Origin of the sequence: Aquirufa salirivi (assembly GCF_045310485.1) — a bacterium.
In the GTDB taxonomy this organism is placed as follows: Bacteria; Bacteroidota; Bacteroidia; order Cytophagales; family Spirosomataceae; genus Aquirufa; species Aquirufa salirivi.
This window is the reverse complement of the sequence record NZ_JBEWZH010000003.1, coordinates 326,128-340,673: the sequence shown is the minus strand read 5'-3', so window position 1 is coordinate 340,673 and position 14,546 is coordinate 326,128. Positions and strand designations below refer to the sequence as shown.

The 14,546-nt window shown below is 38.6% G+C and carries 14 protein-coding genes and 2 tRNA genes; 7 read left to right on the top strand and 9 right to left on the bottom strand.

Features of this window, described 5'->3' with window-relative positions; translation table 11 throughout:
• Window positions 1–20 precede the first annotated feature (20 nt).
• The 4 genes from pnp to U0R11_RS05885 all read right to left on the bottom strand — a co-directional run bounded on the left by pnp (window position 21) and on the right by U0R11_RS05885 (window position 4,520).
• Window positions 21–2,168, bottom strand: a complete 2,148-nt coding sequence (gene pnp / locus U0R11_RS05900; RefSeq protein WP_406750511.1) for a polyribonucleotide nucleotidyltransferase — start codon at window positions 2,166–2,168, stop codon at window positions 21–23.
• Window positions 2,169–2,285: 117 nt separating this feature from the next.
• Window positions 2,286–2,561, bottom strand: a complete 276-nt coding sequence (gene rpsO / locus U0R11_RS05895; RefSeq protein ID WP_406750510.1) for a 30S ribosomal protein S15 — start codon at window positions 2,559–2,561, stop codon at window positions 2,286–2,288.
• A gap of 77 nt (window positions 2,562–2,638) precedes the next feature.
• Complete coding sequence (locus U0R11_RS05890; RefSeq protein ID WP_406750508.1) at window positions 2,639–4,099, bottom strand: LptF/LptG family permease; 1,461 nt, start codon at window positions 4,097–4,099, stop codon at window positions 2,639–2,641.
• Window position 4,100: 1 nt separating this feature from the next.
• Window positions 4,101–4,520, bottom strand: coding sequence for an START-like domain-containing protein (locus U0R11_RS05885; RefSeq protein WP_406750506.1), 420 nt, complete (start codon window positions 4,518–4,520; stop codon window positions 4,101–4,103).
• Between the two features lie 135 nt (window positions 4,521–4,655).
• Between U0R11_RS05885 and U0R11_RS05880 the strand changes: the two genes are divergently transcribed.
• Window positions 4,656–4,729 (top strand) — tRNA-Met (locus U0R11_RS05880).
• A gap of 434 nt (window positions 4,730–5,163) precedes the next feature.
• Window positions 5,164–5,631 carry a deoxycytidylate deaminase gene (locus U0R11_RS05875; RefSeq protein ID WP_406750504.1) on the top strand — a complete coding sequence of 156 codons (468 nt, stop codon included), beginning with the start codon at window positions 5,164–5,166 and terminating at the stop codon, window positions 5,629–5,631.
• An 80-nt stretch (window positions 5,632–5,711) separates the two neighbouring features.
• On the opposite strand, the gene U0R11_RS05870 is transcribed toward U0R11_RS05875, so the two are convergent.
• Window positions 5,712–6,227 (bottom strand): FKBP-type peptidyl-prolyl cis-trans isomerase, encoded by a 516-nt coding sequence (locus tag U0R11_RS05870; protein WP_406750502.1) that lies wholly within the window; start codon window positions 6,225–6,227, stop codon window positions 5,712–5,714.
• Window positions 6,228–6,349: 122 nt separating this feature from the next.
• Here U0R11_RS05870 and holA point away from each other — a divergent pair, with 122 nt between their 5' ends.
• Entirely contained in the window at window positions 6,350–7,399 is a 1,050-nt protein-coding gene (holA, locus tag U0R11_RS05865; RefSeq protein ID WP_406750501.1) for a DNA polymerase III subunit delta, read from the top strand.
• Here the strand turns inward: holA and U0R11_RS05860 are convergent.
• The gene (locus U0R11_RS05860) at window positions 7,396–8,040 is read right to left on the bottom strand and encodes a hypothetical protein (protein ID WP_406750499.1); all 645 of its coding nucleotides are present in this window, start codon (window positions 8,038–8,040) and stop codon (window positions 7,396–7,398) included. The two genes, holA and U0R11_RS05860, sit on opposite strands and share 4 nt — an antisense overlap.
• 227 nt (window positions 8,041–8,267) lie before the next feature.
• Here U0R11_RS05860 and U0R11_RS05855 point away from each other — a divergent pair.
• Both U0R11_RS05855 and U0R11_RS05850 read left to right on the top strand, forming a co-directional pair.
• Window positions 8,268–8,340: transfer RNA gene (locus U0R11_RS05855), tRNA-Lys, on the top strand.
• A gap of 64 nt (window positions 8,341–8,404) precedes the next feature.
• Window positions 8,405–8,617, top strand: coding sequence for a GDCCVxC domain-containing (seleno)protein (locus U0R11_RS05850; RefSeq protein ID WP_406750497.1), 213 nt, complete (start codon window positions 8,405–8,407; stop codon window positions 8,615–8,617).
• A gap of 46 nt (window positions 8,618–8,663) precedes the next feature.
• Here U0R11_RS05850 and U0R11_RS05845 read toward each other — a convergent pair whose 3' ends face one another.
• The 3 genes from U0R11_RS05845 to U0R11_RS05835 are packed head-to-tail and all read right to left on the bottom strand — an operon-like array spanning window position 8,664 to window position 11,967.
• The gene (locus U0R11_RS05845) at window positions 8,664–9,656 is read right to left on the bottom strand and encodes a zinc-dependent alcohol dehydrogenase (RefSeq protein ID WP_406750495.1); all 993 of its coding nucleotides are present in this window, start codon (window positions 9,654–9,656) and stop codon (window positions 8,664–8,666) included.
• Window positions 9,653–10,858, bottom strand: coding sequence for an MFS transporter (locus tag U0R11_RS05840; protein ID WP_406750493.1), 1,206 nt, complete (start codon window positions 10,856–10,858; stop codon window positions 9,653–9,655). The genes U0R11_RS05845 and U0R11_RS05840 overlap by 4 nt, the downstream gene beginning before the upstream one ends.
• Window positions 10,858–11,967: an alpha/beta hydrolase family protein gene (locus U0R11_RS05835; RefSeq protein ID WP_406750492.1), complete on the bottom strand. Its 1,110-nt coding sequence runs from the start codon at window positions 11,965–11,967 to the stop codon at window positions 10,858–10,860. Before U0R11_RS05835 ends, U0R11_RS05840 begins: the two co-directional genes overlap by 1 nt.
• Before the next feature lie 216 nt (window positions 11,968–12,183).
• Here U0R11_RS05835 and U0R11_RS05830 point away from each other — a divergent pair, with 216 nt between their 5' ends.
• Window positions 12,184–13,557 (top strand): M20/M25/M40 family metallo-hydrolase, encoded by a 1,374-nt coding sequence (locus U0R11_RS05830; protein WP_406750490.1) that lies wholly within the window; start codon window positions 12,184–12,186, stop codon window positions 13,555–13,557.
• Between the two features lie 76 nt (window positions 13,558–13,633).
• The gene (locus U0R11_RS05825) at window positions 13,634–14,485 is read left to right on the top strand and encodes a ThuA domain-containing protein (protein WP_406750489.1); all 852 of its coding nucleotides are present in this window, start codon (window positions 13,634–13,636) and stop codon (window positions 14,483–14,485) included.
• Window positions 14,486–14,546: the final 61 nt, after the last annotated feature.

Sequence of the window (14,546 nt, the reverse complement as noted above, 5' to 3'; positions counted from 1 at the left end):
TATAACCCATGAAATAACTATTAGTTGTCAGAATTTTCTGAACTACGTTCTGGTTTTGGTAATAACACTTTAGCAGATAAACGGAATTTTCCTGTTTTCTTGTCTACTTCGACCAATTTTACTTTCACTTTGTCTCCTTCTTTGAAAACGCCATCCATGGTTTCGATGCGATCCCAAGAAATCTCAGAGATATGAAGTAAACCATCTTTACCAGGTAAAAATTCCACAAAAGCACCAAATGCTTGAATGTTTTTCACTTTACCATCATAGACCTCTCCTACTTCAGGAATAGTCACGATACCTTTGATCATTCGAACGGCATGATCCATAGCAGCGCTATTCGCAGAGAATACGCTAACATAACCACCGTCTTCTTTTTCTTCAATAGTTACCGTAGCACCTGATTGCTTTTGGATATCTTGAACTACTTTACCACCTGGCCCGATTACCGCACCAATTTGGTCTTTCATAATTTTGATTACTGTAGCACGCGGAGTTTGAGGCTTGAAATCTTCTCTCACTTGAGGAATCGCTTTTTTCATCTCGTTTAAGATGTGTAAACGTCCTTCTTTAGCTTGAGATAAAGCTTCAACTAATACTTCATATGAAAGGCCTTGAACTTTAATGTCCATTTGACAAGCTGTAATACCGTTTTCTGTCCCCGTTACTTTAAAGTCCATATCTCCTAAGTGATCTTCATCTCCCAAGATATCAGAAAGAACAGCGTATTTCCCAGTTTTAGCATCTGAGATTAAACCCATAGCAATACCTGAAACAGGAGCTTTGATTTTTACACCAGCATCCATCAAGGCTAAAGTACCCGCACAAACGGTTGCCATAGAAGATGAACCATTGGATTCTAAAATATCGGAAACAATACGTAGCGTATAAGGGAAGTCTTCCATTTTAGGAAGTACTTTTCTGATAGCACGCATCGCTAAGTTACCATGACCTACCTCACGTCGGCCTACACCGCGATTTGGCTTCACTTCACCAGTTGAAAATCCAGGAAAGTTGTAATGTAGCATGAACTTATTATAACCTTGAGTCATAGGTTGATCAATGATTTGCTCATCCATCTTAGTACCTAATGTTACTGTTGTCAGTGATTGTGTTTCTCCACGTGTAAATACGGAAGAACCGTGAGGAGTAGGTAAATAATCTACTTCACAAGTAATTTGACGGATTTCATTCAATTTACGTCCATCCAAACGGTAGCGCTCTTGCAATACCAATTGACGAGCCGCTTCTTTTTCGATATCGTGTAAATATGTTTTTGCCATAGAAAGGTTCACTAAGTGATCTTCTGGCAAAGTTGCGATATACTCGTCAACGATGGCTTTGAAAGCAGCTTTACGTTCGTCTTTCTTTGGATTCGCTTGTTTGGCTACTGCTAAGTATTTTTCGTAGTAGTTTTTCCACAGTTCAGCACGTAACTCTTCGTTGTGTGATTCATGGGAATAAGTACGTTTTTCAGTTTTTCCGCAAGCAACGGTTAATTCATTCAGTGCTTGGCATTGTAATTTAATGGCATCGTGTGCGATACGTAAAGCCTCTAACATTTCTGTTTCTGAAACCTCGTCGCCTTCGCCTTCTACCATCAAAATGTCGTTTGCGTTGGCTGCAACGATTAATTCTAGACTAGCTCCAACTAATTCGCTAACGCTCGGATTTACTTTATATACTCCATTGATTTTCGCGACACGTACTTCAGATATCGGTCCATTAAATGGAATGTCTGATACGGCTAAAGCAGCAGCAGCGGCTAAACCAACAAATGCATCTGGTAAAACTTCTGAATCAGCGGAGATTAAGTTGATTAATACTTGTACATCTGCATGATAATCATCTGGGAAAGTTGGACGCAAAGCGCGGTCAACCAAACGAGAGATGAGAATTTCATAATCAGAAAGGCGTGCCTCTCTTTTTAGGAAAGAACCAGGAATACGTCCATTGGACGCAAATTTTTCTTGATAATCAACAGATAATGGAAGGAAATCTACTCCTTCTTTGGCCTCTTTGTTGGCTACTACAGTAGCTAACAACATCATATTTCCTGATTTGACTACAACGGCTCCATCGGCTTGCTTGGCTAATTTGCCAGTTTCGATTTGGATTTCCTTGCCGTCGGGCATTGAAATATGTTTCGTAATAATGTTAAATGACATACGTTTTTGAATAAATTGCTACGCCCTATGCGTAGAATAAAGATGTTTGTTTGATGATTCAAACTGTACCGCAATGAATAAAGCAGGGCTTCATGACATGAAACCCTGCAATTAATCTTATTTACGAATACCTAATTCAGCGATGATAGCACGATAACGTGAAATATCAGTACGAGTTAAGTAATCAAGTAAACGACGACGCTTACCAACTAATTTCAAAAGACCTAAGCGAGTGCTATGATCTTTCTTGTTTTTCTTAAGGTGCTCCGTCAAATGATTGATTCTGAATGTAAATAACGCAATTTGCGATTCAGCAGAACCAGTATCGATTTTTGACTTTGCTTTCCCTTTAGATTCAAAAATTTCTTGTTTTTTCTCGGGTGACAAATACATCTTTTACCAGTTTTTAAATTGTGAAAAATTAATTTGCAAAAGTAGGAATTTTAAAGAGAAATTCCAAATGGTAGATCTTATGCTTTGGATGATATCTTGTTCCTGCGATTCTCCCAATAGGTTTTTATACGATCCCAAAGGATTTTGTAGAAGTCAGATTCAAATAGTCGGGAGTCTTTTAAGGCTATGTTCAAGAAATAAGCCCCAATCAGTGCCAGAATGCCATTCGAGATCCAAGCTCCAATTTCAACCAACACCTTCCCTTCCTTAGCCATTTTATCCCCTTGTTGGGTTAGGATATACATCAAAATAAAGAAGGAAACTGCTACTACAACTGGAATCCCAAATCCGCCCTTTTTGATAATGGCTCCCAAGGGAGCGCCAATGAGAAACATCACTAATACAGCCAATGAATTGGTGAATTTATGATGCCATTCCAAATCGGTCTTTTTTAATTCCGTGACACGTTCGGCCAAGTTGACTTCATTGGTTTGTCCGAAAGCAATTAAATTTTGGACTTCTTGTTTGGCCAATTCCTCCATGGGTCTATAATCTTTGCTATTTTTAGTCTTTTCAGCGATTTTAGGCCCTATCCATTTCGTATGGTGATTCATGCTTCTTAGTGATGCGCCTACAGGTTTACGGAAATAGACATAATATACGCTTGAAGCTAAACTAAAACCTTTTTTCATGTTGCTAATGTTCCTCGACAAAGAATCAGCATCATCAGCCAATTGATTGTTATTGCGCATGATTTGGTGATGAGCAAACTGGTTTTCTTCCGTTTTTTGTAAATCAAATCCAGATAAGGACATCACAATTTTACTACGCTTAAAGCTATGAATGGCAAGCTCGGACAAATCATTTCCAGGTCCTCGATCAGCATCTTCAATGTAATCCTTTCCATTAAATAGTTCAAAAATCAGATATTTTCTGTCTAAAATGGTGTACATCTGGGCGGAGTCAGCCACGGTGACATGTCGATTTCCGTCATTTCCGGTATGGTCATAGATGATAAGCGACTTCAGTGTTTTATTGTCAGGAAATTTCTTTACCACTTTGATGGAATATCCAGGAAGGTCATTGTAAAATATTCCTTCTTTGATATTTAAAGTAGTTTTAGTGGTTTTGATGTCATATAATAGGCTCCACCCTTTCAAATTGGCCCAAGGGAGAGCTACATTGACAAACCAAAACATGAATATACTGATGAGGACAGTCGTGACAAAAATAGGCCTAAAGATGCGAAAAATGGAAATTCCAGCACTTTTTAGGGCTGTTAATTCAAAATTTTCACCCAATTTACCAAATGTCATCAGAGATGATAACAAAATGGAAAGAGGCATAGCTAACGGAACTGTGATCAGGGAAAAGTAAAAGAAAAGTTCAACATAAACGGTCGCACCAAGGTCTTTTCCAAAAAGATCGGCAAAGTAAAATAGGACCAATCGTAATAGGAAAATGAAAATGACAATAAGGAAAGTAAGAACAAATGGCCCCCAAAAGGCATTGAGGACTAGTTTATCTATTTTACGCATATTAGCTCCCGACGATTTCTTTTAATTTATCGCAAAGATAATCCCAAAGTTCGGCAGCATCATCGTCTGATTTAAAAGTTGATGCACGATCGGTCACTTTTAAATAGGTGGTATTAGAAAGTTCGCTGACATCTAATTTGAGTTCGATAAAACCTTTGGAAGTATCATCTTTGGGATTTAAAAACTCGAATCGAACAAATTTATTTAATTTACTTTGAACTAATACTGCAGGATGATTTTCGTCATCCCAGTAAAAGTGAAAGGTGCTGGCGTTAGGAACAGTGACTTTATCTGCAAACCACTGTTGAAGTCCTGAAGCGGTACTTAAATAAGGATAAAGTACTTTTGGTGAGGCTTTTACCTCGTATTCAAACTCAAAATTGTTTGCTGGCATATTTTTATCTATTAATGGATTAGGCATGACACACTTGATTCTAACCCGCTATTAGCAAAGGTATTATTTCTAAGCTAAATCCCAAATCTGCCACAAAATTAATCAATATTAAGAAATTATTTGTGACTCTAATCGCTTTCTGCTACCTTTGCAACGCAATTTGGCGGGGTAGCTCAGATGGTTAGAGCGTTGGATTCATAACCCAAAGGTCGGCAGTTCGATTCTGCTCCCCGCTACAATTAGAAAGACAGGTCGAAAGATTTGTCTTTTTTTATTGGGGGTGGCTTCGAGAGCCTCAGCCACCTTCGAGAGCCGTAGGCAACCTGCTTACGGGGTCCTCAGATATTATTTTAAATGATAAGGTGGCTTCGAGAACCTCAGCCACCAGATGAAATATTCAAGTGCCACGACCACAAGAAATATTCCAAAGGTGCCTGAGACTCTCTAAGGCACTTGCATGACCTCAGCAATTTAATGATGCTACAGGTGCCTGAGGCTCTCGAAGGCACCGGATAGTGGTGTCGAATTTTCAGAATTTTTAAATTGAGATTTTTTAGGAGCATCTTGAACAGCGAGCCTTACCAAATATATAAAGTAGGCTCACTACTATTCAAATGAAAAATTAAATGGATATTTGTGGTCAATTTGCCCCACCGATTCTTTAGCCTTTATGAATAAACCACCATTCGATGCGATTTTCATGGAATTAGCTCAAAATTTAGCTTTGAGATCGCATTGTACCCGAGCCCAAGTGGGTTGTGTTCTCACCAAAGAAACTCGAATTATATCCATAGGTTACAATGGCCCCCCAGCCGGTACCCATAATTGCGATGATGAATTTGGTGAAGAAGGTTGCCCAAGAGATTCCAAGGGTTCTTGTTCTCTAGCCTTACACGCTGAACAAAATGCGATTTTGTATGCCTCTAAAAATGGTGCTGATGTGGAAGGTTCAACGATTTATGTGACCCTCTCCCCTTGTATTTCCTGTGCCAGAATCATTTATAGCATGAAAATCAAGCGAGTAATCTACCTAAATTCTTATGCTGCCTATAAAGGTCTTCCTTCCGACGAAGGTGTAGACTTTTTACGCAAATTTGGCGTAGAAGTTAAGGCTTATGCTGAAATGGAGTTGCAGTAGAATGAAGAATGTAGAATGAAAAATGTAGAATGTAGAATTGGTTATAGCTCCAAAATTCATTCTACATTCTACATTACTAATTAATGATGATGAACCCCACCTTCACCATGAACATGGCCATGAGCAATTTCTTCGGCAGTAGCTTCTCTTACTTTAATTACTTTTCCACTAAACATTAAGTCTTTTTCTGCCAATGGATGATTGAAATCCATGGTAACGTTTTCAGTACCTACTTGTACCACCATACCTTGCATGCGGTTTCCTTGGTCGTCGGTCATGGGAATGAAGTTCCCAACTTTCAACATATCACTCGTATCTTGGCCTTCAATTTGAAAGATGGATTTCGGTAATTCTATAATGGCATTCGGGTCAACTACACCATAAGCGTCTTCCGCCTGAATGGTAAAATCAAAGGTATCGTTTACGGAAAGGCCGTTTAAATTAGCCTCAAAAGCCTCAGGCAATCCACTTAATCCATGGATGAATACCATAGGTTCATTTTCGTCGACAATTTCTACCACTTCTGGCTCACCTTCTTCATTTGGGAAGGATAATTGGTAAGAAATGAATACAACGGAGTTCGGTTTAATCTTCATATTGTTCTATTTTGCAGCAAACCTACGGGATTAATTTGTAAAGCTTGATGCTCCTTGATTAATATTTTTGGATCAAAAGCTTTTGATTAGCTTTGTAATTCGATTTAAATTCTAAGATTTCCATGCAAAAAAGTGCTCAAGACGTATTAAAAGACATCAAACAACAAAAATTGGCACCTGTATACCTGATACATGGAGATGAACCATTTTTTATTGATCAAGTGGTGGATGCTTTTGAAAATAAGGTGTTGAGTCCAGATCAGCAGAGTTTTAATCAGTTTGTCATGTATGGCAAAGACCAATCTTTAGGTGAGGTAATATCCTATGCTAGAAGATTTCCCATGATGTCGGACAAACAAGTTATTATTGTGAAAGAAGCCGTCTTTTTAGAAGTGATGGCCAAGGGGAAAACGGATACCAAAGACAAAGGGAATTCCGATTGGAAAGCTTGGGTAGATTATTGTGAAAGACCAACGGAGTCGACCATCCTCGTTTTTACACTCAAAACATTATTGACGGATAAATCCAAAATTTTAGCGCCTCTAGATAAAAAGGGGGTGGTAGTAGCTTCGAAGAAAATCTCTGAAGATCGTCTTGGAGTTTGGTTAAAAGATTATTTGGGTTCCCATTCTTTGCATATTCAGGCGAATGCCCAAGAATTAATGGTTTCCTTTGTAGGGACAGATTTGAAGAGAATGGCACATGAGGCTGATAAGTTGATCGTGAATGTCCCACAGGGCAAAGAAATAGGCCTAGATGAAGTTGAAAAGTACATTGGGATCAGTAGAGAATATAATTACTTTGAATTTCAAAAAGCCATCATTCAGCGAAATGTCGAAAAGGGTCAGAAAATTGCCTTTTATTTTGCAGATAATACCAAACAGAACCCTGCGGCACCCATGTTGATCATGTTATTTAATTTCTTTGCCAAGGTTTTACAAGTTCATGATTTGGGTTCAATCTCTGAGGGAGAAATGGCCAGCGCAATTGGAGTCAATCCTTACTTTGTCAAGGATTATACCTTGGCTAAACGTAATTACCCTCTTGGAAAGGTCGTTCGTATCATAGAAGCCATTAAAAATGCCGATTTACGAATAAAAGGTGTGATAGGAAACAGTGACAAAGAGCGAGAAATTATTCTCGACTTGAGTTTTGAGATTTTTAATCTTTAGTTGATAGGTTGGTAGTCATCCGCTTTCACGTATCCTAATTCCCCTTCGAAATAGCAGTTTACCCAGATGTCTTTTTTCTGCCAGTGGATAATTCGATTTCCCTTTTTTAGCATTTGTTTAACAGGTGCAGCAGAAGAGGCATAATCTCTCAAATAGGCTTTTTCCTTGGTAATAATGCCATATTGAAGCAAAGCAGGGAAATTGGCGAACCAAGCTAAAAATAACAGGTAAAACCCCAGATAATACAAGCTATAAGCTTTGATCTTCATCTTTTTGACTTTTTTGAAGCTTAGAATACCAACGACGTAGAAGGCCAAAGCAAATAAAAAGCCCATCAGATATGGGAAATAAGTAAAATAAATCCAAAGAAACTGGTCCATGAGATTGATTTGAAAACCAGATAAACCTTGCCTATCCCCTATTTCTTGCAAGCGTTTGGCAATTGCCGGTCGATCTTGCTCTGCTTGTAAGCTGGATAGATAATATAACTCTTGTAACCAATCATTTTTGGCTTTGGCGATGTAGGCTAATTTTAATCGGATGGTTTCATTTTCGCTGCGTTGGGTTTCAACGATGGGCAAATAAATTTTTTCTGCTTCCAATAATCGATTGCTTTTAAACAGAGAATCTGCCAGGGTCAATTGATTTCTATCTATTTGGCTATAAGCAGGTTGCCAAATGCAGAAAGAAAAAAGTGCAAAAAATATAATTTTATTTAGATGGTAGACTTGCATAATTCGAAAAACCGTACTAGTTTTGCACCGCAATAAGGGGAAAATGTTCTGCTTTTGCAAACAGAAGTTGGCCAGTGGCTAAACTTCATTTCGACTCCAGAGTGGGTCAATTAACATACAAGCGTAAGCTTGATGATTCCGTAGCTCAGTTGGTAGAGCAATACACTTTTAATGTATGGGTCCTGGGTTCGAATCCCAGCGGGATCACTTCTAGTTAAGAAACCTTGTCAATTTGGCAAGGTTTTTTATATTTAAGACTAATCGATCGATAATGTCAAAAGCCATAATTTTAGCATCCATCATCACCTGTCCGCATTGCGCTCAACAGGCTACTGAAATCATGCCAGAAAATGCCTGTCAATATTTCTATGCTTGTACTTTTTGTGGAGAACTGTTAAAACCTAAGCCAGGAGATTGCTGTGTGTTTTGTAGCTATGGAACTGTTCCATGTCCTCCCATCCAGCAAGGAATGGATTGTTGTTAACTCCTTCGATTATAACCTGAAATAGTATTGATGGAAGATATAATCCTTATTCCATATCCAAAACAACCTTCGTAGCTATTCCACTCACAGCCAAAGCCATAGCTTCCTCTATCCTATCCAAAGGAAAACGGCCAGAAATAATTTGACCCGGATGAATTTTATCCTTTGCTATCAAGTCAATTGTTTCCGCGAAGTCAAAAGGATGATCGTAAATGATGGAGGGTAAAATGGAAATTCCTTCTCTCGCGATTTTTAAAGGTACAAACTGTGCTGATTCATTGGCTAGTCCAACTAAGATGATCTCTGAGCCTCTAGGTGCAGTTTCTAAGATTAAATTGGTGGCCTTAGCTACACCGACACAATCAAATATAGCAGCAACTTCTTGATCATATAAAAATGATTCCAATCCTTCTGCAGGCAATATGCCTGCTCCCATGGCAACAGCCAAGCTTTGTTTGTCTTCATTTAAGTCTTTTACCCAAACTTGGTAGCCTTTTGTCAGCGCTAATTGACATAACAATAAACCAATAGCTCCTAATCCAAATATGGCTATAGGGCCTTTTGAGCTAACAGAACTTACTTTCAAAGCATGTACAGCAACTGCCAAAGGTTCAATGCACACCGCATCTTCATCCGAAATGGAATCAGGTAATTTCCAACAAAAATCAGCGTCCAAACAGATGTATTCTGCAAAACAACCGGGGGAATTAACTCCTATGACTTGTTTATTTGGACAAATATTTCCTCTGCCCTGTTGACAAAAACGACATGAACCGCAGGGAATATTGGGCTCTATAACGACTCTTTGACCTATCTGAAAACCTCTAACCAGAGATCCGATAGCCTCAACATTTCCTAGTCCTTCATGACCCAATACCGTGGGTACAGGCAATAATCGATCGCCTAAGAATAAATGCACATCAGACCCACAAATCCCTGTTGACTTCAAACGAATCCGTATTTCATTCGCTTTGGGAACTGGTTTTTCAAGGTTTTGTACTTGAATATAATTCGGTTTTTCTAAAACGGCTGCTCTCATAATTTGTTGGAAGGTAAGGTTCGAATAATGAAACCCATCACCAATAGTGGTAAAGAAAATAAAACAAACAATACCGTATTGCTCACTTGATTATCCGATAAAATTCCGAAGACAGCCGGGCCTAAAATGGCACCTAGTCGACCGATACCCACCGTATACCCAACTCCCGTAGCACGAATGGACGTGGGATAAATACGGGATAATATAGGCCAGATACCGTTAAATCCACCTTGAGCAAATACACCAATGAACATGACCAAGATGAATATTATTACCGTATTTAGAGGTAAAAAAGCATATAATTGCATGACGATAAATGCCGCAAGCATGTAAATAAAATGGGTTTTCTTCAATCCGAATTTGGAACCCAAAGCACCAATGGACGAAGAGCCTATAGCAGCGCCAATATTAAGAGAAATACCTACATAAGTAGCTAGTTCAAAAGGCATTCCTGAATCTTTGGCTATGGTAGGAACCCAACTCATCACGGTATACAAGGTCATAAAGCCAAAAAAGGCCGCTAACCAGAGTCGCCAAGTATTTGGTTTCAATTCTTCTGTTAATAATACTTTGATCCCTTGCTCTTCTATTTTTTTAGTTTGAAATTCTTCCGAATCTTGCATGACAAAGAACACCAAAATGGTCATCATGGCTGAAAAACAACCTGCCAGAAAGAAGGCATAATGCCATCCTTTGATCGGAATTAAATCAGCACAAATGAGGCCCGTTAAAATGGCTCCAATGGGCCATCCTGCCTGAATTAAGCCTACGTTAAAATCTCGGTATTTATCGTTGGAATACTCGGCTGCTGTAGTGGCAATGGTGGGTAAAATACCTCCTATGCCCAATCCTGTTAAAAAACGCCAAGCCAATATGGGTAAATAATCTTGGGCAAAAGCCACACCAAACATCCCTAGGCTGATCATAAGCAAGGATATCAAAAAGATTTTCCTTCTGCCATATTTGTCTGCCAAGGGGGCTAATGAAAAACAGCCCAAGGTCATACCTGCTAAGCCTGCACTGAAAATATAGCCCATTTCTGTTTTGGATAAACCAAACTCTCGAATGATTTCAGAACTAGAAAAAGACACGATTAATACATCTATTCCATCATTGAAATTCATTAAAAAACAAAGGGCTACCATTAAAATCTGAAATCCCGACATGGGGCCATTCGAATGTATTTTGACTGGATTCTCCATTATTTTAAAAATCCTCCCTGTGGTTTCACGCCATTTTTTGCCCAATTTCTCAATAAATCAAATGAAGTAGCCATTTGCTGGGGGGTAAAAGCACAATGTGCCTGTCCATTGGTATATTTAACGGTGAAATATTGATCTTTTTGTTGTTGATGCACCATGTTTTCATAATTCACCACAGCATAACTAGGAGGAATTAATTGATCATAAATGGTATGTACCAGTAAAACTGGCTTATTGATGTTTCCTGTACGATCATACCGGGAAAATAATAGATTCGGGTTTTTCGAAGCGGCTAATCTTTCTGCTACTTGGTTGGTCAATAGGTCATCTGGAAAACCTGAATATACTGTTTGTAAGTTATCAAATGGGTTTCCTCCTAACCTGACCGCAATATCTCTCAATACGTTTTGATTGAAAAACAGCGATCCCCCTAGATCTTTTAATTTCAAATCAAATCTTTTAGCAAATGCCTTTGCCAATGTTGAATCTTTCTCCATGATGGCTTTCATGATCTGTCCAATTTTGGGACCAGCTTGAGATAGATTGACATATCCAACTTGTGAATTAACATCAAATATATCTTTCAGGCTGGGTATGATGCCAGGAAAAAGGCCATTGAAAGTCGCATACATATCATATTCCTTCCTACATTGAAGATAAGGTCTAGAGGCTAATGGACATAATGGAAGAGCCCCATGGTAATTTTCACCAAAATTTTCCATGATTCCCAAAGTAACGCCCCCTCCCATGGAATGCCCTACCATGAAGGTAGAATCAGGTTTCCCCATGTTTTTGACAAATGCTTGTCTTAATTCTTCTGTCGCATCAATACCTTCAGGCATCACAAAGCCTACCGCAGGATAATCCGAAGCAGCAATGGCAAAACCACGATCTAGAAAAACTTGTAATCGTTTTTCTAATCCGACATTGGCTTCTTGAGGTTTTTGACCTTGAAATTGGTATCCATGGGCATACATGACCAATTTTTTATTCCAATTGTTGGGAATTAGGATTTGATAAGTACCACCTTTTAAGGGTCCAACATCTTTTTTTTCAATTTGGCCCAAAAGTGAAAAACTGGCTAATGCGAGTAAAATGAGATACTTCATGATGGAAAGGATTAGGTATTTAAAGGGTTTTGTCCATTTTTAACGCTCCAATTTACTATTTTTTCCTGCGAATTTTTCTAATGTAATTCCTAAAAATAAACGAATGATTGCTTGAGGTATGCCCATGTCCAAAATTTCAATAGTTGGAATTTGAAAGGCAGGTCAATATATTCCTGATTGTTTTTTAGATTTATATCTCAACAAACGAATTCTTTCATGCGCAAACTACTTATTTTACTTTTCACTGTTCCTTTTTTTGCAAACGCCCAATCTTCACAAGATAGCTTGACGATTAAGAAAATGGCTGATGAAATCATGAGGCATGGAAAAGCCTATGATAAATTGAGGGAATTAACTAAACAAATTGGAGGCCGATTGGCTGGATCGCCGCAGCAACAAAATGCAGCCATTTGGGGAAAAAGAAGTCTAGAAGAATTTCAAGCAGATAAAGTCTATTTTCAAGCTGTAAAAACGCCCAATTGGAAGCGTGGAGGAAATGATTTTGCTGCTATCGTGGGATTGAATGGGAAATCACAAATTCGTCCTATGAAAGCGCTTGCCTTGGGTAATTCTATGGGTTCTAATGGATTATTAGAAGCTGATGTAATTGCATTTGCGAGTTTTGACGAAATGGAAAAGCGCAATGATGAAATCAAGGGTAAAGTTGTTTATTTTCATAGTGTTTTTGACCCAACCAAGTTCCAAACCTTTAAAGCCTATGCTGAGTCCGGTGTTTTTCGTCGGGCAGGTCCTAGTCGCGCCGCAAAATACGGAGCTGTTGGAGTGATGATTCATTCCTTAAGTTCTGCCACAGACAATGAGCCGCATACTGGAAGTACAAGCTACGATGAGGCTTATCCTAAAATACCCGCATTAGCTTTAGGTCCAGAAGATGCCAAAGAACTATATGAATTGAGTAAAAAGTCGACCGTTCGTGTTCAGTTGCAGACTTACGGATATTTTTTGCCAGACGTGGATGAAAATAACGTGGTGGCAGAATTAAAAGGATCTGAATTTCCAGAAGAAATCATTACGGTTGGAGGTCATTTGGATAGTTGGGATATCAATGAAGGTGCGCACGATGACGGTGCGGGGATCGTGCAAACGATGGAGATTCTTAGAACAATGAAAGCGATCCATTATCGACCGAAGCGGACTATACGCTTTGTTTTATTTGCCAATGAAGAAAATGGGATGCGGGGAGGAAATGAGTACGCCAATCAAGCGAAATTAAATCATGAGAAACATATTTTTGCCTTGGAAAGTGATGAAGGAGGATTTACACCTCGATCCATTGGAATTACTTGTTCTAAAGAGCAATGGAAGAAATTTCAAACTTGGTCTCCCCTGTTTAAGCCTTTTGGTGGTGAACTGACTTTAGGAGGTACAGGAGCCGATATTGGGCCTTTGGTGAAAGTAAACCCGTCGATCGTTTTGTCAGGTTTAATTCCAGATAGTCAACGTTATTTTGATTTACACCATGCAAAAACGGATGTATTTGAAAATGTGAATAAACGAGAATTACATTTAGGTGCTGTTAATATGGCGGCTATTATTTATTTGATTGACCAGCATGGTACCAATCCATAAATTTTTAATCGATCAATTTTGAGTAAAAATGAAGTGCATTTGGGTTTTAAGCGTAGTTCATTGATTAAAAAATAATATGAAATTTTCCGTCTACCATCGCCTTTTGTTACTCGCTTTCGTTTTTTGTACCCTACTTTCTCCCTTATGGGCTCAAAAAAATAAATTAAAGAATAGTCGGGTTTTAGTGTATACCAAAAACGGTGTAGGCTATGTGCATGATAATATTCCTTCCGCGGTAGCTAGCATTCAAGAACTGGGGGCCGAAAATAAGTTTATAGTAGATGTATCAGATGATCCAAGCATTTTTACGGAGGCTAATTTGAAAAAGTATTCTATGCTTATTTTCACTAGTACCAACAATGATGTTTTTGCCAATGATGAGCAGCGTGTGGCATTTAGGCGCTACATAGAAGCTGGAGGAGGTTTTGTAGGAGTACATTCTGTGACGGGCACGGAAAGAAAGTGGGCTTGGTTTAAAATGATGGTAGGGGAAACATTCACATGGCATGCTAATTTTCAATCATTTTCTTTAATCAATATTGATCCTAAGCATCCATCGATGAAGGGAATTCCTCGTGTTTGGACCAAAGAAGATGAGTGTTATTTTGGAAGAGAAATGTATCCAGGTATCCGTGTTTTGATGATGCATGATGTAAACACTCTAGACAAAAAACAATCGGATTTAATTCTTAAAAATACAGGTACTTTTGGGGATTATTTTCCAGCAGTTTGGTACCAAAATTTCCAAGGAGGACATGTTTGGGTGACTACTTTAGGACATGCCAAAACAGATTATCAGAATCCATTGTACAGAAATCATCTTTTACAAGGCATTAAGTTTATTGCTAATCAGCACCAAGGGATTGATTACAATAAAGCTTTTTCTACGGGAAAAGACGATAAATTAATGGTAAATGATAATTTTTAAATTATTAGGGTTTAGATAGCAGAGCTCAATGAGCATTCCAAACAACTAATCCCTAATAACT